Source organism: Vibrio sp. THAF64 (assembly GCF_009363455.1).
Classification (GTDB): Bacteria; Pseudomonadota; Gammaproteobacteria; order Enterobacterales; family Vibrionaceae; genus Vibrio; species Vibrio coralliilyticus.
Genome location: NZ_CP045355.1, coordinates 2,770,526 through 2,790,032, shown reverse-complemented (window position 1 = coordinate 2,790,032; position 19,507 = coordinate 2,770,526). Strand labels below are relative to the sequence as shown.

16 protein-coding genes are annotated in these 19,507 nt (G+C 46.9%); 11 read left to right on the top strand and 5 right to left on the bottom strand.

The features are described from left to right. Positions 1–23 precede the first annotated feature (23 nt). Positions 24–2,567 carry an Ig-like domain-containing protein gene (locus FIU99_RS13005; RefSeq protein WP_152472301.1) on the bottom strand — a complete coding sequence of 848 codons (2,544 nt, stop codon included), beginning with the start codon at positions 2,565–2,567 and terminating at the stop codon, positions 24–26. Positions 2,568–2,899: 332 nt separating this feature from the next. Between FIU99_RS13005 and FIU99_RS13000 the strand changes: the two genes are divergently transcribed. Then, complete coding sequence (locus FIU99_RS13000; protein ID WP_006957934.1) at positions 2,900–4,264, top strand: sodium-dependent transporter; 1,365 nt, start codon at positions 2,900–2,902, stop codon at positions 4,262–4,264. Positions 4,265–4,332: 68 nt separating this feature from the next. On the opposite strand, the gene FIU99_RS12995 is transcribed toward FIU99_RS13000, so the two are convergent. The 4 genes from FIU99_RS12995 to FIU99_RS12980 form a co-directional block, all read right to left on the bottom strand. Further along, the gene (locus tag FIU99_RS12995) at positions 4,333–5,424 is read right to left on the bottom strand and encodes a succinylglutamate desuccinylase/aspartoacylase family protein (protein ID WP_006957933.1); all 1,092 of its coding nucleotides are present in this window, start codon (positions 5,422–5,424) and stop codon (positions 4,333–4,335) included. Next, positions 5,384–6,289, bottom strand: coding sequence for a 30S ribosomal protein S6--L-glutamate ligase (rimK, locus tag FIU99_RS12990; RefSeq protein ID WP_006957932.1), 906 nt, complete (start codon positions 6,287–6,289; stop codon positions 5,384–5,386). The genes FIU99_RS12995 and rimK overlap by 41 nt, the downstream gene beginning before the upstream one ends. Next, positions 6,286–6,729, bottom strand: coding sequence for an ATP-dependent zinc protease (locus FIU99_RS12985; RefSeq protein ID WP_006957931.1), 444 nt, complete (start codon positions 6,727–6,729; stop codon positions 6,286–6,288). Before FIU99_RS12985 ends, rimK begins: the two co-directional genes overlap by 4 nt. A gap of 271 nt (positions 6,730–7,000) precedes the next feature. After that, entirely contained in the window at positions 7,001–8,473 is a 1,473-nt protein-coding gene (locus FIU99_RS12980; protein WP_006957930.1) for an aminoacyl-histidine dipeptidase, read from the bottom strand. A 1,016-nt stretch (positions 8,474–9,489) separates the two neighbouring features. Between FIU99_RS12980 and FIU99_RS12975 the strand changes: the two genes are divergently transcribed. From FIU99_RS12975 to ribBA, 10 genes are all read left to right on the top strand, one after another. Continuing rightward, positions 9,490–10,779 (top strand): NCS2 family permease, encoded by a 1,290-nt coding sequence (locus FIU99_RS12975; protein ID WP_006957929.1) that lies wholly within the window; start codon positions 9,490–9,492, stop codon positions 10,777–10,779. 80 nt (positions 10,780–10,859) lie between these two features. After that, positions 10,860–11,324, top strand: a complete 465-nt coding sequence (gene tet(34) / locus FIU99_RS12970; RefSeq protein ID WP_006957928.1) for an oxytetracycline resistance phosphoribosyltransferase domain-containing protein Tet(34) — start codon at positions 10,860–10,862, stop codon at positions 11,322–11,324. Positions 11,325–11,533: 209 nt separating this feature from the next. After that, complete coding sequence (gene frsA / locus FIU99_RS12965; protein WP_006957927.1) at positions 11,534–12,781, top strand: esterase FrsA; 1,248 nt, start codon at positions 11,534–11,536, stop codon at positions 12,779–12,781. 121 nt (positions 12,782–12,902) lie between these two features. After that, the gene (crl, locus tag FIU99_RS12960; RefSeq protein WP_006957926.1) at positions 12,903–13,292 is read left to right on the top strand and encodes a sigma factor-binding protein Crl; all 390 of its coding nucleotides are present in this window, start codon (positions 12,903–12,905) and stop codon (positions 13,290–13,292) included. A gap of 177 nt (positions 13,293–13,469) precedes the next feature. Then, the gene (gene proB, locus FIU99_RS12955; RefSeq protein WP_006957925.1) at positions 13,470–14,603 is read left to right on the top strand and encodes a glutamate 5-kinase; all 1,134 of its coding nucleotides are present in this window, start codon (positions 13,470–13,472) and stop codon (positions 14,601–14,603) included. A 14-nt stretch (positions 14,604–14,617) separates the two neighbouring features. Further along, positions 14,618–15,868 (top strand): glutamate-5-semialdehyde dehydrogenase, encoded by a 1,251-nt coding sequence (locus FIU99_RS12950; protein WP_006957924.1) that lies wholly within the window; start codon positions 14,618–14,620, stop codon positions 15,866–15,868. A 231-nt stretch (positions 15,869–16,099) separates the two neighbouring features. Continuing rightward, a complete protein-coding gene (gene nrdR / locus FIU99_RS12945) occupies positions 16,100–16,549 on the top strand; it encodes a transcriptional regulator NrdR (RefSeq protein WP_006957923.1) in 450 nt (149 codons plus the stop codon). 7 nt (positions 16,550–16,556) lie between these two features. Next, a complete protein-coding gene (gene ribD / locus FIU99_RS12940) occupies positions 16,557–17,663 on the top strand; it encodes a bifunctional diaminohydroxyphosphoribosylaminopyrimidine deaminase/5-amino-6-(5-phosphoribosylamino)uracil reductase RibD (protein WP_006957922.1) in 1,107 nt (368 codons plus the stop codon). 2 nt (positions 17,664–17,665) lie between these two features. Further along, complete coding sequence (locus tag FIU99_RS12935) at positions 17,666–18,316, top strand: riboflavin synthase (protein ID WP_006957921.1); 651 nt, start codon at positions 17,666–17,668, stop codon at positions 18,314–18,316. 80 nt (positions 18,317–18,396) lie between these two features. After that, complete coding sequence (gene ribBA, locus FIU99_RS12930) at positions 18,397–19,506, top strand: bifunctional 3,4-dihydroxy-2-butanone-4-phosphate synthase/GTP cyclohydrolase II (RefSeq protein ID WP_006957920.1); 1,110 nt, start codon at positions 18,397–18,399, stop codon at positions 19,504–19,506. The last annotated feature ends 1 nt before the right edge of the window (position 19,507 follow it).

Below are 19,507 nucleotides of genomic sequence, written 5' to 3'. Positions count from 1 at the left end.
GCGCCAAACGGCGCTCTTCTCTTTTATTGGCTGTTATTCATCTGGGTCAGCTTGTCGCCGACAGGACCTGAGAAGATGAACCCATCGTGCTCATCCCAGTTAATCGACCAGGTCATCACACCCGCATAATTAGGATAGTTAAAGGCAGGAGCAACTGAGCCACAACTGGTGCCTTTAGTCAGACAATCTAATGCATCAAGAATGTTTTGAGTCGGTGCTTGCCCTGAGTTCGCTGAGCTAGGACCTGATGGCAAGCCGATAGCGACTTGATCATCTCGAAGCGGCGCAAACTGAGAGCCATCTGCCAGCTTAAAGCCTTCAATCAGCATCTTAGATTGGGCAACCATCATATCGACTGAACCTTCAGCAGCACTACCTTGCGTGTAAGGGTTCGGCAGGCCACCATTGTTGTATAGCTGTACGTGGAGAAGATCTAGTGTACTGCGTGTGTCATTAATGACCGGAATGTACGCCCCCCAAATGCCACTGTAAGCCACGAATCCGCCTTGAACATAAGGGTGTTCTGGCGCCATAGTCAGGTACATATCCCCACCCATGTTTTGCTCGATTTGCAGTAGTGCTCGGCCTAAGCGTGCCTGAATTTGCGAGCCATGAACCAGATTAGATCCACTCTCTAAGTCGACATCAAGACCATCGAAACCCCATTCCTTGATGATGTCAGTCAAGCTGGAGACAAAGTTGGCTTCATCCTGATCAGTATTGAGTGTAATCGTGCCTTCTGCACCACCAAGAGAAAGGACAAACTTTTTACCTTTAGCTTGTAGCGCTGCCATGTCTTGTTTGAACTGCGTTGGGTCAAGTGCAGCACAACTGCTATGGATATCACCAGAGTAAAGGTTAAAGTGGACAGTACCATCGCTGTTGCGATCATTCTCGGCAAATGCAATGTCGATAACATCCCAAGCGTCCGACATATCCGCCAATCGCATTGGGCACCCTGCACCGTTGACGAAGTTATGCCAGTATCCGATCAACTTGTGCGTTTTTTCTGTCTGTTCAACTACAGAAATTGTCGCAGCATCGGACGTCACTTCACTGTTGGCTGAGTCTGTGGCTTTGGCCGCAACGGTATAGCTACCTACCGCACCTGCGGTCCAGTAATAGCTGTATGGTGCAGTGGTATCTGTGCCGACAATCGCTCCGTTCACTAAGAAATCGACCTGCGCCACGCTGGCAGACAGCGATGTTGCATCGGCGGCAAACTGGACCGATTTACCTAACCCGACGGTTTGGCCCGGTGCTGGCGATGTCAGTGCAACCACTAAGTCTTGGTCACTGACTGTTACCGAAACCGTCGCTTCGCCCGTGTTGTTTTCATTGTCTGTCGCGACGGCTTTGAGGCTATTTAGGCCAACCTGAGTCGCTGTCCAACTCACCGCGTAAGGTGGCTGTGTCACCACACCTAGGCTGTTACTGCCTGCGAAGAATTCGACTTGGCTTACTGTCCCATCGGAGTCAGACGCGTCAGCAGCGAAACTGACCGTACTGCCAGCAAGCAATATTTGATTGTCACTAGGGCTAGTGATGGTTACCGCCGGTGGAGCGGCACAAGCGCCTAACCCCGTCCATGCTTCATCCCAATAGTCTCCTTGTCCTGGCTCATAGGCCCAAGCTGAGGCTGAAGAACACCAACCAGCAATGTCACAACGGTATTTTTGATTGTGGTTCTGTACCAACTGACCCGCACTGTAGCTGGTACCTGCGGTATAAGTCGGTAGCCCTGCGCAGCCACCTGCTGCGTTGCTGGCGACAACCAGCGATACTTCTTGTGTTGAGGTCGTCTGGTTGTCGTTGTCTGTGGCTTTGGCCTTGAAGGTATGAGTGCCACTGACTGAGGTCCACGTGGTTTCGTAAGGTGCAGATGTATCGCTAGCAATCAATTGTCCATCGACAAAAAATTCAACTTTATCAACGCTACCATCTGTGTCGGAGGCATTTGCGCTCAATGTGAGAAGGTCGCCTTCCGTCAATTGCTCGCTGCCTGAAGGGCTGGTTAAAGTGACAGAAGGAGGAATAGGTTCGCCAGCTAAGGTGACACTGATTGCAATCTGCGTTTCTGATGTTGCGTTTTCATTGTCAGTGGCAATAACGGAAATGGTGGTAGCACCTGCGACCGCGGTCCAATCTGTTTGATAGGGCGCTTGTGTGACCGTCGCAATGTTCTGACCATCAACTTGGAAGGCCACTTGAGCGATGCTGCCATCGCTATCACTGGCGGAAGCCTGTATCGTGGTGACTGTGCCTTCAGGGATCTCGGCATTATTGACAGGAGAAGATATGGATACCTCTGGAGCTGCGTTGCCACCGCCAGTGTCACATTGCCCAAGATCTTTCCATGCTTCCCAGTCACCGGAGTTGCTGACGGGGTCATTGCCCTGTGTCCAATGACTGGCTTGATAAGCATGGTTGGATGTCTGAACTAGATCTCCGGATGTGTAGACCGCAGTGCTATCCCAAACCACCAAGCCAGCACAATCATAGGCGTGCGCTTGGTAGCTTAGCCCTAGCGCCGCGATGATGGCGCCTCTGAGCAGATTTGAACCCATTTTTCTCTCCTTAATGGATTTAGTAAACCAACTCATAACCAATAGCGAAAATGCTGAGCTTTGCTCGCTAACTTAATGATTATTTGGGTTTTATTCGTCGGATATCACGGTGAAAATTAGTTCGAATCTTTCATTACATTGGTTGTTCGGCGCACTTCACGCTTCAATTTTTGCTTACTGGTTGGTTAAAAATTCTTTGTATGAATTAATTTACAGCTTAATTTCCTATTTATTTGCCTTGTTCTGGTTACTTAATAACCTCATAGCTGGAGTGAATAAGAGCTTTGTAATATTGTACTAGTCAACTAGTTTACGGGTGCGAGTTAAGCGGTATGGCACAAGCAGACAATTTTCAAACACGTGAGCACTTTGGCTCTCGTTTAGGCTTTATTCTGGCGGCAGCTGGAGCTGCGGTTGGTTTAGGTAACATTTGGGGCTTCCCAACTCAAGCTGCCAGTAATGGTGGCGGGGCATTTTTGCTGGTTTATCTGGTGATGATTTTGGTGGTGGCGTTTCCAATGCTGGTGGTCGAAATGGCGATAGGTCGTCATGGTCAGGCTAACCCCGTGGATAGCATGCGCTCTCTCACCGCTAATCCTCTGGCGAAAAAAGTCGGTGGGCTTGTAGGATGGATAGGTTTAAGTGTGCCCAGCGCTGTGTTGGCGTTTTACAGCATTGTAGGCGGCTGGCTGATCTGCTTTTTGCTTGGTGCTGTGGCTGATGTGATAGGTATGCAAGCCGCAAGTGCCTGGTTTAAGGGGTTCAGTGTTGAGCGTAACCTGTTTGGTACTGTTGTTTTCTACGTGCTGACGATTCTCATCGTGCAGGGCGGGGTGAAACAAGGCATCGAAAAATGGTCAACGCGCCTGATGCCTGCTTTGTTCGTTCTGTTTGGTTTGTTGTTCATCTATATCATGACTCAATCCGGTGCGATGGAAGGACTTAAGCATTATCTTGTCCCTGATTTTGACAAGGTGATGGATCGCAAATTGATTCTCGCTGCTATGGGGCAGGGCTTCTTTTCTCTGACCATTGGTGGCTGTTCTATGCTGATCTACGGTTCTTACCTCAGCAAGAAAGAGAACTTACCGAAAATGGCGATGAACGTCACTTTGGTCGATACCGCGGTTGCTTTTATCGCTGGTTTGGTGGTTATGCCAGCGATGTTTGTAGCGATGCAAAAAGGTGTGCAGATCTACGCTGAGGATGGTTCTCTGCTTAGCTCAGATACTTTGGTTTTCACCGTATTGCCTTTGATGTTTGATAGCCTTGGTTTATTAGGCCAGCTGTTTGCGATTGTGTTCTTCCTACTGCTGACGATTGCGGCACTGACTTCTTCCATCTCTATGCTGGAGTGTCCGGTCGCGCTGGTGGGGGAGCGCTTTAACACTAAACGCAGTACCACAAGCTGGGTGCTTGGTGGTTTAATTGCGCTGGTGAGTATCGTGATCGTGTTTAATTTTGGTGCTTTATTTGGCTTGGTTGCAACCGTCGCAACCCAGTACCTTCAACCTGCTGCAGCGTTACTCTTCTGTTTGTTTGGTGGTTGGGTGTGGAATCGTCACTCGAAAATCAAAGAACTTGAGCATGGCTACCCAGAATTTACGCAAGGCTGGTTTGGAAAGCTCTGGCCTGCTTACGTGAAATTTGTCTGCCCTGTATTGGTTGCCACGGTTATTTGGGCGTCTTTCGGTTAAGCAACTTAACAGGCGATATTTAAAGAGAAAACCGCTTACATCATAAAAGGTGTAAGCGGTTTTCTTGCTTAGATTGAAGATTGAATTTGACCTGTTGTTAGCGGTTCCAGATCGGAGTCGATCACCTCTTCAATGAACTCTTCTACAACCTGTTCCACTTGTTGGTCATCTTCGACAAAATAGGCCAAATGAAACACGGCATCCCCTTCATTGACTAAGGGAAGAGTTTGTTGGCCAATCACAATGCCGCCTTTATGAGCTTTTAGCTCAATTTCACTGTGTCCCAGTGGGGCGCTTATGAAGGCTAATGTTTGGCCTTTCGTTACCTTTTCACCTAATGTCACTACGGTACGCAGAATCCCATCGCTTTCCGCTCGTATCCAACTGGTGGATTTGGCGATAACGGGCTCTGGAAGCTTTTTACGGCTTGGTCGTAACATGCCAATTGCTTGCATTACACGTTTCACGCCGATATAACCGGCATTGATGCAAATAGGCTCAAATCGCAGTGCTTCTCCTGCTTCGTAAGTCAGCACTGGGATCCCCAGACGCTCGGCCTCGCTGCGCAGTGAGCCATCTCTTAAAGGGGCATCCACAATGACTGGGGTGGCAAAGGCCTGTGCAATTCGCAGCGTTTCAGGATTGCTTAGGTCTGCCCGAATCTGCGGTAAGTTAGTACGATGAATCGCACCAGTATGTAAGTCGAGAATATAGTCACAACGTTTTGCCACCTGATTGAAGAAAGCGCTTGCCATGCGAGAAGCCAGCGAACCTTTCTCACTGCCGGGAAAACAGCGGTTCAGGTCACGCCTATCGGGCAAATAACGTGATTTATGAATAAAGCCAAACACGTTAACGATAGGCACTGCGATCACAGTGCCTTTTAGTTTTTGTGCATCAATGGTGTTGATTAACTGACGGACTATCTCTACGCCATTGAGTTCATCACCATGGATGGCGGCATTAACCATCAGAGTTGGCCCTGCAAATTTCCCATTGGTGACTTCGATTGGGATCGACAAAGGAGAGTGGGTATAGAGTTTTGCTGACTCTAGCTCTACCACCTTTCTTTGTCCCGGCGAGATTTGCTCGCCGAGAATGTCAAACACGCGATTGATCTTAGCCTTTGCCACGAGTTCTAGTCCTTTTGGTTGAGGCATTTTTCTCGATAAACTCGACGATCATGCCTGCAATGTCTTTGCCTGTTGCTGCTTCAATACCTTCTAAACCTGGTGAAGAGTTGACTTCCATCACCAAAGGGCCCCGTTCCGATCTTAGTAGATCCACTCCAGCAACGTTGAGCCCCATGACTTTTGCCGCAGCAATCGCAGTACGACGCTCTTCTGGGGTTATTTTGATGAGTGACGCGCTGCCACCGCGGTGCAGATTAGAACGGAACTCACCTTCTGCGCCCTGACGCTTCATTGCCGCGATCACTTTATCACCAATCACAAAGCATCGAATGTCAGCACCACCAGCTTCCTTAATGTACTCCTGAACCATGATGTTGGCTTTCAGTCCCATGAAAGCCTCGACAACACTTTCTGCTGCTTTACGTGTTTCAGCTAACACCACGCCAATGCCTTGAGTGCCTTCAAGCAATTTGATCACGACTGGAGCTCCGCCGACCATGTCTAGTAAGTCTTTGACATCATCGGGTTTGCTAGCAAATCCGGTAACCGGCATACCTATGCCTTTACGAGACAGTAACTGCATAGAACGCAGTTTGTCGCGCGAGCGCGTAATAGCCACTGACTCGTTGACTGGGTAAACCCCCATCATTTCAAATTGTCGCAGTACAGCTGTGCCGTAAAAAGTCACGGATGCACCAATACGTGGAATAATGGCATCGAACCCCGATAACTCTTCGCCTTTAAAGTGAATCTCAGGTTTATCCGAGTTAATGTTCATGTAGCAGCGTAGCGCGTCGATCACTTTTACGTCGTGGCCACGTTTCTGACACGCTTCGATCAAACGCTTGGTTGAGTACAGATTGGCGTTGCGAGACAGAATACCGATTTTCATTGTTGGTTTTCCTCGAAGGGGACTAAAAACGATTTAACAGGGTCGACAAGCATGCGATGGTGCATTGCAGTACGGCCTAACAACATGCGAAATGCCATGTTTTCACGATTGGTTAACGTCAACTCCGCTTTCCAACTTTGCTGACCGAGTCGTATTGTCGATTCAATTACATAACGTGTTTCCTCATGGCCTCCAGAATCGCGTACAACACGTTGGTCGATGACTTTGGCTTCGCACACTACCTCTTGTGAGTTATCACGCTGCAAAGGATGAATCCAGAATCTGACCCATAGCTCAGCACCCTTATGGAAACTCTCGACTTTGAATGTGTGCAGACACGAAGTTCTGGCTCCGGTATCAATTTTTGCCTTGATCTTTTCTATACCTAACTCAGGAAGGCTCAGGGTTTCTCGCCAGCCCACTAGCAGTTTTTCGTTCATTGCATTTCATTTACATTGAGAAAGTAATCAAGATGCTCTGAGAACCGAGCATCCCCCGATACAACGGATAGCGTGTATCTGTTATAGGGGTTGAAGTGGGCAAGATGGATTGCCTATGGCGCTTCAACGGCGGCGACTGTATCAGCGAGAGGTGAGGGTGACTAACGAATTAATTTCACCGTGACGACAAAAATTGATTATTAAAGTCGATAACAAAAAAGCCAGCGGTTTCCCACTGGCTTTTGACTAGTTTTTCTATAGGACGAGCGGGTTAGGCTTTCTCTGGAATCGCTTCCAATAGCGCGACCATTTGATCCCAGAATAGAGCAACCGTGTCGATTTTCACTTTCTCGTCTGGCGAGTGTGGGAATTTGATCGTTGGACCAAAAGAAACCATGTCCATGTTCGGGTACGGTTCTTTAAACAGGCCACACTCTAGACCAGCATGAATGACCATGATGTTTGGCTTATGGCCGTAAATGCCTTCGTACATATCACGGAAGATAGCCATGATTTCAGAGTCTGCATCTGGTTTCCAGCCAGGGTATGCGCCAGAGAAAACAATCTTAGCTCCTGCCAGCTCCGCTACGGATGTCAGCATGCTTTCAACTTGATGACGACCTGAGTCAATCAATGAACGAACTAGGCAAAGTACGTTGATCTTATCGCGTTCTGTGGTCACAACGCCCACGTTCAGAGATGTTTCTACAACGCCTTCGATCTCGTCACTCATGCGGATCACGCCGTTAGGACAAGCATTCAGTGCAGCGATAAAACGTTGCTGATCAGCAATCGCCAGTACTTGCTCGCTGGTTTCGATGGCTTCGTTGAATGAAACGATGTCTGTTTCTACTTTTCCTAACTCCTGCTTCAGTAAGTCAGTGTAGAAGTTGAATAGTTCAGCAAGCTTAGCTTCATTTTCAGCAGGGATAGCGACAGTCACGAACGCTTCACGCGGAATCGCATTACGCAGGCTACCGCCACGGAATTCAACCATACGTAGATCCAGCTCTTGTGCGTGACCGGCTAGGAAACGAGCGACAAGTTTGTTCGCATTACCTCGACCAGTATGGATATCACAACCAGAGTGACCGCCTTTCAGACCTTTCAATACCAACTGACGAGTTACGTAGCCCGCAGGGATCGCTTCGCGCTTGATGTCAAACGTCATTTCGCCATCAATGCCGCCTGCACAGCCCATGTAGACTTCGCCTTCTTGCTCAGAGTCGGTGTTCAGCAGAATCTCACCTTCTAACCAGCCTGCTTCCAGGCCAAAGGCACCTGTCATACCTGCTTCTTCATCAATAGTCAGAAGTACTTCAATCGGGCCGTGTTTAATATCGGTAGATGCCAGTACTGCTAGGCAAGACGCCATACCCATACCGTTGTCTGCACCTAGAGTGGTCCCTTTTGCGGTTACCCATTCACCGTCTATATAAGGTTGGATAGGATCTTTAGTGAAGTCATGATCCGTGTCTTCATTCTTTTGCGGCACCATATCGATGTGTGCTTGAAGAACTACGCCCTTCTTGTTTTCCATGCCAGGTGTTGCTGGCTTTTTAATGAAAACATTGCCCGTCGGATCGCGACGGACATCTAGGCCTTGCTCAGTCGCCCAGCCCACAATGTATTGAGCGAGCGCTTCTTCATGTTTAGAAGGGTGAGGGATAGAGCAGATCTTATCGAAAAACTGCCATAATGGTGCAGGTGATAAGTTGCTGATTTCAGAATGGAATTCAGACACGGATGACTCCTTAATCATAATAATGCCAGATCTTGTTAGGTAATTGCGTTAATTAAACGAACAAAAAACCAAATCTGACCTATTGGGTAGAGAGGCACAGAATAGCACTACCTAAGGTTAGGTAGTAGTAAAAGCAGAAACGAAATGTTTCGCTGTCATCACAGAACCTAGATTCAATGATTTTTCCATGTGAGACTGTATTCTTATTGAGTGTAATAAAAGTAATATCTAAATTAATATTTCTGTAATTTAATTACTAAAATCATTTGATCTGAGTCATTTTTTGAAATTTATGTGACTTTTGTCACTTTTGTTGTTGTAATTAATTTTCTTTGGGGTATATTAGTAACCAACTTCGAAAGCGAAGAGAAAATGCTCAAAGGATGAGTCCGATTTGTCGCCTCCAAGGAACTGAGAAATCAATATTTGTTATCTGTTTTCATTGATTTAGAAGGTGATAGTTATGAAAGGTTTACCAAGTGCAACATTCTGGATAAACAACTCTGTTTACACTGGCAATTTTGCATATCCAACGAGCTTCGGTTACTAATTCCGAGCTTGTGACTCTCGAACAAGTTTGTTCACCCCTATAATTGGAATTTTATTACAGCTCCTAATTTGCTGACATGATTCAACCGCCACTCAATTTGAGTGGCGTTTTTTTATCTGCTGAAAATGTCTGCCGCAATGGCATGATTTCTCTATTCTCATCAGCTTTGCTTCATTTTATTCGCATAAACACATATCCAATCTCGTTTCAGGGCTTTTTCTTCAATGTAAGTTTACGACATGGTTGAAAAAATCACCTTTCAAAGGCTCGTAGGTACATCACTGTTATGTATTGAACTAATAGGATTTTTTACTAATGTTCACTTAGGTGGGGCGTTTGAGAGCAAGTTTTACAGATAGAAATATTGATTAGAGTCCTAATTCTATCTGGAATTTGCCATTTGTAGACTTTATAATCCCGCCAATCGATTACGCAACCGTTTACTTTTACCCTTTGGAATTCGATTATGTTCGAAAAAATATTCAAGCTCAGTGAACACGGAACGAATGTAAAAACTGAGATCATAGCCGGTATGACAACCTTCCTTACCATGGCTTACATCATCTTTGTAAACCCGGCTATTTTAGCTGATGCCGGTATGGATCGTGGTGCTGTCTTCGTCGCGACCTGTTTAGCGGCGGCTATCGGCTGTTTCATCATGGGCTTTGTCGCTAACTACCCAATCGCCCAGGCTCCGGGAATGGGGCTGAACGCCTTTTTCACCTACGCCGTTGTTCTTGGTATGGGATATACATGGCAAGTTGCATTAGCAGCAGTATTTGTATCCGGTGTGCTATTCATTCTATTGAGTGTGTTTAAGATCCGAGAGTGGATCATAAACTCCATCCCACTTTCTTTGCGCACGGGTATTTCGGCGGGTATTGGCTTGTTCTTGGCATTTATCGCGTTAAAGAATGCAGGTATCGTGGTTGATAACCCGGCGACACTTGTTTCTCTTGGCTCGATTACTTCGTTACCTGCAGTACTAGCTTCAATTGGCTTCTTCCTGACTATTGCACTGGTTCACCGTGGCGTAAAAGGCGCGGTGATGATCGCTATTTTGGCGGTTACTGGCTTAGGTTTAGCGTTTGGTGATGTGCAATGGGGTGGCATCATGTCAACGCCACCAAGCATTGCACCGACCTTCATGCAGTTGGATTTTTCTGCAGTATTTGAGATCGGTATGATTTCAGTGGTTTTTGCTTTCCTTTTCGTCGACTTATTTGATACTGCTGGCACGCTGGTTGGTGTGTCTCAAAAAGCAGGTCTGATGGATAAAGATGGTAAAATTCCTCGTCTGAATAAAGCACTTCTTGCTGACTCAACTGCTACTTCGGTAGGTGCTCTGTTGGGCACGTCAAACACGACTTCTTACATTGAGAGTGTATCTGGTGTTGCCGCTGGTGGTCGCACAGGTCTAACCGCTGTTGTAGTTGGTATTTTGTTCCTACTTGCTCTATTCTTCTCGCCATTGGCTGGTATGATCCCTGCGTATGCGACGGCTGGTGCGCTATTTTATGTGGCGATCCTCATGCTTTCTGGTTTGGTGAGCATTGATTGGCGAGACCTGACAGAAGCGGCACCAGTTGTTGTGACGTGTTTGCTGATGCCTCTGACTTTCTCTATTGCGGAAGGTATTTCTCTTGGCTTCATCGCTTACGCGGCAATCAAATTATTCAGTGGTAAAGGTCGTGACGTTTCCCTTAGTGTGTGGGTGATGTCGGCAATCTTTATCTTCAAATACATTGTTGCTTAAAGAGCTTCATCAAGGGGCTGTGCGTTCTACGTTGAGTTGAATGGACAGGCCCTCAACTTTTTATTATTAGGTTTAGAACAATGAGTAAGAAATTCATTATTACTTGGGATCAAATGCACAGTTATTGTCGTGAGCTTGCTGAGCAACAAATGCCAGCAGAGCAGTGGAAAGGTATCTGGGCGGTAAGTCGTGGTGGTCTTGTTCCAGGTGCAATTCTGGCTCGTGAACTGGGTATTCGTTACGTTGATACCATTTGTATCTCTAGCTACGACCACGATCATCAACGTGATATGAGTGTATTGAAAGCACCAGAAGGTGACGGTGAAGGTTACCTAATCGTTGAAGATTTAGTGGACAGCGGTGATACCGCTCGTAAGCTGCGTGAGCTATACCCGAAAGCAAAACTGATTGCGGTATGTGCTAAACCATCTGGTGCAGCTCTTCTTGATGACTACGTGGTTGATATCGCGCAGGAAACTTGGATCGAGCAGCCTTGGGATATGTCGATTCAGTACGCTGAGCCGATCAATCGCAAGCAAAAATAATCCTCACCGGATTGTTCAGTAAAAGAGAAATGGCCCTTAATGGGTCATTTTTTGTTGGGTTGCCATTTGCCTCTCGTGGTTTTCCCAATGTTGCCTCTCCTTTCCTATCATAACTTTTCGTGAACTAATGCAGTGAACCTTGACTCTGGCCTGCCTTTTACATCGTGACAGGTATACAATGTAGAAAATTATTCTAACTAGGCCTCCTTATGTCTGAAGAAGTGAGCAAAAACCTCTCCGAAACCCTGTTCACCAATCATAAACAAGCCAAAGAAACCTCCGCACTGACGCAATACATGCCCAGCAGCCAATCGATGTTGGATGAAAAGCGTGAACAAGATGGCTTTAAATGGTATCGAAACCTGCGTCGAATGCAGTGGGCATGGCAAGGTTTGGATCCTATTGAAGTCGAAGCGGTATTGGCAAAGATTGCGTCCTCAAAACATTCACGTACTCACGACGAGTGGCTAGATACCGTAATGGGCTACCACAGTGGGAACTGGACTTACGAGTGGACCAAGCTGGGTATGCTGCATCACAAACGTTCTAATGAATTAAAGGGTGAAGAAGCCGCCGATGAACTGTTCAATGCTTCTTTATGTTTTAGTATTGCCGGTTACCCGCATCTTAAGAATGATAATCTGGCAACTCAGGCTCAGGTTCTTGCCAGCAATGCGTATACGGAAGCCTCCAAGAAAACAAAATATATCGTTAAGCAGATAGAAATTCCCTACCAGAATAAACGCATAATCGCCCATCTTCATTTGACCAAAACCGATAAGCCGCAACCTGTGGTGATGGTCAGTGCGGGGCTGGATAGCTTACAAACCGACATGTGGAAGTTGTTCCGTGACCATTTAGCGAAAAAAGACATCGCAATGTTGACTGTCGATATGCCTTCAGTTGGGCATAGCAGTCATTGGACGCTAACAGAAGATACCTCTTGCATCCACCAAGCGGTATTGAACGAACTGTTTAATATTCCTTGGGTTGATCATCATAGGGTAGGGTTGATTGGGTTTCGGTTTGGCGGCAATGCTCTAGTCAGACTGTCTTTTATGGAGCCAGATAAGATTAAAGCGTGTGTCAGCTTAGGAGCTCCGATTCACGATGTACTTTCTTCACCGGAAAAGTTGAAGAAAATGCCGAAAATGTACCTTGATGTTTTAGCATCGCGCTTAGGGAAGAACGCGGTAGACGTCAACAGTTTGGCGGGTCAGTTGATGGCTTGGTCGCTTAAGGTGCAGGGCATTTTATCTAACCGTAAAACTAAGGTGCCTATTCTGGCAATGAGCCTCGAAAGCGATCCGGTTTCACCCTACAGTGATAACCAGCTGGTTGCCTTGTTTAGTGATTACGGAAAAGCGAAGAAAATCAGTGCAAAAACAATTACACAAGGATATGAGCAATCCCTCGATTTGGCGATTAAGTGGTTGGAGGACGAGCTAATTAGATGACAAATCTAATAAATTAGGCAAGACTCATATAAGGGCAATACCCAAACTAAGCAGTCCTGTTTATTTGCTCGTCATAATTACAACGAATAATCATTACAGATATTGAATATGGAGATTCATTATGTCTGAACAGCCAAAAAGTCCAACTCATTACCGCTTGATGTCTACGTTAAAGGCCATTGGCCCATATCTGAGAGAGTCACAAAGTGAAGAAGGCCGTTACTTGTTTGATTGTCTTTCTGTCTGTGTGAATGACAAAAAATCGCCGGAAGAAAGAGAGTTCTGGGGATGGTGGTTAGAGCTGGAACAAGAAGGGCAGACATTCGCTGCTCGTTATAGCACTGGCCTCTATGATGTTAAAGGGGACTGGGTGGACGAGAAGTTACCAAAAAAAGCCATTGAAGAAGTTAACCGCACCCAAGAAGCTTTCCATCAAAAGCTGGTTGAAACCCTACAGACTCAATTTGATATGACGTTAGATTTACACAAAGAATCTGTTGAGTTCGTCTAAATTTATTCCTCTATCTATTTTATCTATCAAAAAGGCGCCTCACGGCGCCTTTTCTACTTGTGAATTTATGCTTTGATTGTTAAAACATCAGGTCTGATAACCATTTTGCTGATACTGCGTGTTGCTATGCAAACCAGAGCAATGGGTGACTATTTTTAATTTCATAGCAGAGAGACAATGAATCAAGAATGCGGAAACACAACACAGCGCCAAACTGTGGTTGTGAAACTGGGTACCAGTGTATTAACTGGTGGGACATTGGCGTTAGATCGCGCTCACATGGTTGAGTTGGCGCGCCAGTGTGCTGAGCTGAAGAAACTGGGCCACTCTGTGGTCATGGTATCGTCTGGCGCAATTGCGGCAGGCCGAGAGCACCTAGGTTACCCCGCACTGCCCAACTCGATGGCAAATAAGCAGTTATTGGCTGCGGTGGGGCAGAGCCAATTGATTCAAACTTGGGAAGCCTTGTTCGGCATCTACGGAATTAAAATTGGTCAGATGCTGCTGACTCGTGCAGACATGGAAGACCGAGAGCGCTTTCTTAATGCCCGCGATACCATCAATGCTTTAGTCGACAATGACATCATTCCTATCGTGAATGAAAATGACGCGGTAGCGACCAGTGAAATCAAAGTGGGTGATAACGATAACTTGTCAGCTTTAGTCGGTATTCTTTGTGGGGCAGACAAATTGCTCCTACTGACAGATCAGAAAGGGCTATTTACCGCTGATCCGCGCAAAGACCCAAATGCTGAATTGATCAAAGAAGTGAAAACCATTGATGACACTCTGCGCAAAATCGCCGGAGGCAGTGGCACAACGCTAGGTACTGGCGGGATGGCAACCAAACTTCAGGCGGCGGATATTGCTCGACGAGCTGGAATTGAAGTGATCATCGCAGCGGGTAGCGCACCTAGTGTGGTATTCGACTCATTGGGTGAAGAACCGCAAGGTACCCGCTTTCTGCCAATTGAAGAAGCGCTCGAAAGTCGCAAACGCTGGATTCTGGCTGGGCCAGCCGCGTCAGGTGATATTGTCATTGATGACGGAGCGGTGAAAGCAGTCATCGAAAAAGGCAGTAGTCTGCTGGCTAAGGGAGTGACTCACGTGAGTGGCGAATTTGCCCGCGGTGAGGTAGTGCGTGTGACTGATCAGAGCGGTGCTTTGGTTGCGCGCGGGATTTCCAGCTACTCCAGCCAAGACATGACCAAGATAATTGGCAAGCACAGTAAAGATATTTTAGGAATTTTGGGTTACGACTATGGCAGCGAAGTGCTGCACCGTGACGATATGGTCGTAATTCAGGAATAATTGAGGGAAAGATAGTGGAACTGATTTCTATGGGTCAAGCTGCCAAAGACGCAGCTTTCCAACTGGCAACAGCATCAACGGCGCAAAAAAACCAAGCACTAGCGATCATTGCAGATGAACTTGAAGCCAACGCAGACACGATTTTGGCTGCAAATGCCAAAGATATTGAACTGGGTCGAGAAGCTGGCCTGACAGACGCGTTACTTGATCGCCTGCTGCTTAACGAAGATCGTTTAGCGGGGATCGCTAATGACGTACGTAACGTGATTAGCCTTAATGATCCCGTCGGTAGCGAAATTGATAGCAAAGTCCTAGAAAACGGCATGTCTTTATCTCGCCGTCGAGTGCCATTAGGGGTTGTTGGCGTCATCTACGAAGCGCGCCCGAACGTGACTATTGATATTGCTGCCCTGTGTTTAAAAACGGGTAACGCAAGCATCCTTCGTGGTGGTAAAGAGACGTTTTTCTCCAATATGGAGCTAGTCAAGGTTATTCAGTCGGCGCTTGCTAAAGCCGAGCTGCCTGCGGCATCGGTTCAGTATATTGAGAAGCCGGATCGAGAGTTGGTTTCTCAGCTGCTTAAGCTCGATGATTACGTTGACATGATCATTCCACGTGGTGGCGCTGGTCTTCACAAAATGTGTAAAGAAAACAGCACGATCCCTGTCATTATTGGCGGCTTTGGTATCAGTCATGTATTTGTTGATGAGAGTGCTGATCTCCAGAAATCTCTAGAAGTCGTCGAGAATGCGAAAGTGCAGCGTCCTTCGGCTTGTAATGCACTGGATACTTTATTGGTTCACGAAGCTATCGCAGCCGAGTTTCTGCCAATGTTGAAAGCTCGCATGGAAGATAAAGTCACATTTGTTGCTGAGCCTCAAGCAAAGGCTTTGATGGCGACTGCTAAACAGATACGTGATAGTGGCGAAGGGGACTTTGATACGGAATGGCTCAGCTTCACTCTTGGTGTCAAAGTGATTAAGGATGTCAAACAAGCTATCGATCATATGCGAGTCCATAATGCCAGCCACTCTGATGCAATCATGACGAACAGCTTGGAAAACTCGGAGTTGTTCATCAACTCAGTGGGTTCTGCTGCTGTGTATGTTAACGCTTCTACTCGATTTACCGATGGCGCGCAGTTTGGCTTGGGGGCTGAGGTTGCGGTGTCGACACAGAAGCTGCATGCTCGTGGGCCAATGGGGTTAGAAGAGCTTACCAGCTATAAATGGGTAGGAAAGGCTAACTACCTACCGCGTAGTTAACAAAACTCAGTATTCCGATATGAAAAAGGGGCGATTTCGCCCCTTTTGCTTTTCTTCACTTTACCAAATCCGCTACACTAGCTGCGATATACTCAAGTGACTTCGTTTGCGCGTTAACAACTTATCCTAAAAGGGATTCTCGTTGATATTTGCATAGAACAAAATCTCTTTATTGGTTCTATCAATATGGCGTTAAGCGCAGAGGTTATTTGAGTATATTATGGAGGTGATATGCATTGTCCTTTTTGCTCTGAGAATGATACGAAAGTGATCGATTCTCGTCTGGTGGCTGACGGTCATCAGGTTCGCCGTCGCAGGCAGTGTCTAGCTTGTAGCGAACGCTTTACCACATTCGAAACTGCTGAACTGGTGATGCCTCGCGTGATTAAATCAAATGGAAACCGCGAACCATTTAATGAAGATAAAATGGTCGGTGGTTTGCAGCGAGCGTTGGAAAAACGCCCAGTGAGTGCGGACTCTGTTGAGCTGGCGATCAGCATGATCAAGTCTCAGCTACGGGCGACCGGAGAGCGTGAAGTACCTAGTGAAATGATCGGTAATTTGGTTATGGATCAGCTTAAAGAGCTGGATAAAGTCGCTTACATTCGCTTTGCGTCCGTTTACCGTAGCTTTGAAGATATTCGTGAGTTTGGCGAAGAAATTGCCCGATTAGAAGATTAACGTAAACATGTCTGAATTCACCCCTCAAGATTATCAAATGATGTCGCGTGCGATTGAATTGGCTAAAGGCGGCATCTACACCACGGCACCAAACCCGAATGTTGGTTGTGTTATTACCCTTGATGACGACATCGTCGGTGAAGGCTTTCACTACCGCGCTGGCGAACCCCATGCGGAAGTGCATGCATTAAGAATGGCAGGCGATAAGTCTGTGGGGGCGACCGCTTATGTCACCCTTGAGCCTTGTTCTCATTACGGCCGCACCCCTCCATGCGCTGAAGGTTTGATCAAAGCTAAAGTGGCGAAAGTGATTTGTGCCATGGAAGACCCAAACCCACAGGTGGCGGGGCGTGGCATTAAAATGCTGTGTGATGCGGGTATTGAAGTTCAGGTTGGATTGCTAGAAAGCGATGCGATGGCTCTGAACTCTGCTTTCATCAAGCGTATGAAAACCGGAATGCCTTTTGTGCAGTTGAAAATGGCCGCAAGCTTTGATGGCCAAACCGCGCTGAGTAATGGTCAAAGTCAGTGGATCACGTCTCCTCAGGCAAGGCAAGATGTACAAAACTACCGTGCTCAAGCCGGCGCTATCTTATCGACAAGCAAAACGGTGATTGAGGACAATGCATCGCTGAATGTTCGTTGGTATGAGCTACCTGAGTCTGTGCAGGCTAAACTGCCTGAAAGTGAAGTGCGCCAACCTGTCAGAGTGGTGTTGGATCGTCAGCAGCAGCTATCTTCTGAACTCAAATTCTATTCGACTGACGGCGAGCGTATTGTTGTCTCTGCACAAGGTGATGTAGCTCCCTTACTTAATGACTCAGAGCAAATTGATTTGAAATCAACATTTGCAAATTTGGTCTCCCATCACAATATTAATCATCTCTGGGTTGAAGCGGGCGCCACTCTGGCAAGCAGTCTGATTAAAGAAGGCTTGGTGGATGAGTTAATATTGTATCTAGCGCCTAAAATTATGGGCAGTGATGGCCGAGGCTTGTTTGGTGCACTTGGACTAGAGTCGATGGCAGAAGTCATTGAACTCGATATTCAAGATATCAGACAAGTTGGCCAAGACATTCGCCTTGTAGCCCGACTAAAGAACAAAGAAGCGTAAATATGTTTACAGGAATTATTGAAGCTGTTGGGACGCTAACAGCAATTACTCCGAAAGGTGAAGACATTAGTGTCACCGTTGAAGTGGGTAAGCTGGATATGTCAGACGTCAAACTCGGCGACAGCATAGCAACGAATGGCGTGTGTTTGACGGTTGTGGATTTTAATTCAACCAGCTATAGCGCCGATTTGTCGTTAGAAACTTTGAACAAAACTGGGTTTACGGATTACCAAGTGGGTGGCAAGGTCAACCTCGAAAAAGCCATGCTGCCAACCACGCGCTTTGGTGGTCATATTGTTTCTGGTCACGTGGATGGCGTTGGTGAAATTACTGAACGTAATCAGGTGGGGAGAGCGATTGAGTTTTGGGTTTCCATGCCTGAAGAACTATCTAAATATGTTGCTGAGAAAGGCTCTGTTACTGTGGATGGTATCAGCCTGACGGTGAATGCTCTGCGCAAAAATGCCTTCAAACTTACGATAGTGCCACACACTGGCGAAGAGACGACCATTGCAGATTTCCATGTTGGACGAAAAGTGAATTTGGAAGTGGACGTGTTAGCGCGCTACATGGAACGTTTACTAACCAGCCAAAAAGAGCAGCCAGAATCGCGTTTGACCATGGAGTTTCTCCAGCAAAACGGTTTTGCATAAATTAACGGACGCCCAGCCTAGAACGCTGGGCGTTGACACAGAATAAAGTCGCCAAGTGCCCAGATAACAGGAACAGAGAAATGCCAATTAGTACGCCTCAAGAAATCATCGAAGACATTCGCTTAGGTAAAATGGTCATCCTGATGGATGACGAAGATCGTGAAAATGAAGGCGATCTGATCATGGCGGCCGAACATGTGACTCCAGAAGCGATCAACTTCATGGCAACTCACGGCCGCGGCCTGATCTGCTTGACGATGACTAAAGAGCGTTGTGAGCGTTTAGGCTTGCCACCTATGGTTCAGGACAACAACGCGCAGTACACGACTAACTTCACTGTTTCTATTGAAGCGGCGGAAGGCGTGACAACAGGTATTTCAGCAGCAGATCGTGCGCGCACCGTGCAAGCTGCGGTTGCAAAAGACGCCAAAGCGGCGGACTTGGTTCAACCAGGGCATATCTTCCCACTTGCCGCACAAGACGGTGGTGTTCTGACTCGTGCTGGCCACACTGAAGCAGGTTGTGACTTGGCGCGTTTGGCTGGTTTTGAGCCTTCCGGTGTGATTGTTGAAATCCTCAATGACGACGGCACAATGGCTCGTCGCCCAGATCTAGAAATCTTCGCGGAGAAACATGGTATCAAGTTAGGTACGATTGCTGATTTGATCGAATACCGCAACAACACAGAAACGACTATCGAGCGTGTTGCAGAGTGCAAATTGCCGACAGAATACGGTGAGTTTGAACTGGTGACCTTCCGCGATACTATCGACAATCAGGTTCACTACGCGCTATGCAAAGGCAACGTGCAAGAGAACGCACCATTGGTTCGAGTTCACCTTCAGGATACGTTTACCGACCTACTGCGTAGCGATCGCAATGCTGAACGAAGCTGGACGCTAGATAAAGCAATGAAGCGCATTGGTGAAGAAGGTGGCGTCTTGGTTATTCTTGGTAATGAAGAGTCAACTGACTTGCTTATCCACCGCGTGAAAATGTTTGAAGCCCAAGATAAAGGCGAAGCGCCAACCTTGGCGAAGAAGCAAGGGACATCACGACGTGTTGGTGTCGGTTCGCAGATTTTGGCGGATTTGGGTGTACATGACATGCGTCTACTTTCTTCAACTAACAAGAAATACCACGCCTTGGGTGGGTTCGGTCTTAATGTGGTTGAATATGTTTGCGAATAAG

What these genes read in the sequence shown, in the direction of transcription:
- FIU99_RS13005 (WP_152472301.1), bottom strand. Translation starts at nt 2,567, where the DNA reads ATGGGTTCAAATCTGCTCAGAGGCGCCATCATCGCGGCGCTAGGGCTA.
- FIU99_RS13000 (WP_006957934.1), top strand. Translation starts at nt 2,900, where the DNA reads ATGGCACAAGCAGACAATTTTCAAACACGTGAGCACTTTGGCTCTCGT.
- FIU99_RS12995 (WP_006957933.1), bottom strand. Translation starts at nt 5,424, where the DNA reads ATGCCTCAACCAAAAGGACTAGAACTCGTGGCAAAGGCTAAGATCAAT.
- rimK (WP_006957932.1), bottom strand. Translation starts at nt 6,289, where the DNA reads ATGAAAATCGGTATTCTGTCTCGCAACGCCAATCTGTACTCAACCAAG.
- FIU99_RS12985 (WP_006957931.1), bottom strand. Translation starts at nt 6,729, where the DNA reads ATGAACGAAAAACTGCTAGTGGGCTGGCGAGAAACCCTGAGCCTTCCT.
- FIU99_RS12975 (WP_006957929.1), top strand. Translation starts at nt 9,490, where the DNA reads ATGTTCGAAAAAATATTCAAGCTCAGTGAACACGGAACGAATGTAAAA.
- frsA (WP_006957927.1), top strand. Translation starts at nt 11,534, where the DNA reads ATGTCTGAAGAAGTGAGCAAAAACCTCTCCGAAACCCTGTTCACCAAT.
- crl (WP_006957926.1), top strand. Translation starts at nt 12,903, where the DNA reads ATGTCTGAACAGCCAAAAAGTCCAACTCATTACCGCTTGATGTCTACG.
- proB (WP_006957925.1), top strand. Translation starts at nt 13,470, where the DNA reads ATGAATCAAGAATGCGGAAACACAACACAGCGCCAAACTGTGGTTGTG.
- nrdR (WP_006957923.1), top strand. Translation starts at nt 16,100, where the DNA reads ATGCATTGTCCTTTTTGCTCTGAGAATGATACGAAAGTGATCGATTCT.
- ribD (WP_006957922.1), top strand. Translation starts at nt 16,557, where the DNA reads ATGTCTGAATTCACCCCTCAAGATTATCAAATGATGTCGCGTGCGATT.
- FIU99_RS12935 (WP_006957921.1), top strand. Translation starts at nt 17,666, where the DNA reads ATGTTTACAGGAATTATTGAAGCTGTTGGGACGCTAACAGCAATTACT.
- ribBA (WP_006957920.1), top strand. Translation starts at nt 18,397, where the DNA reads ATGCCAATTAGTACGCCTCAAGAAATCATCGAAGACATTCGCTTAGGT.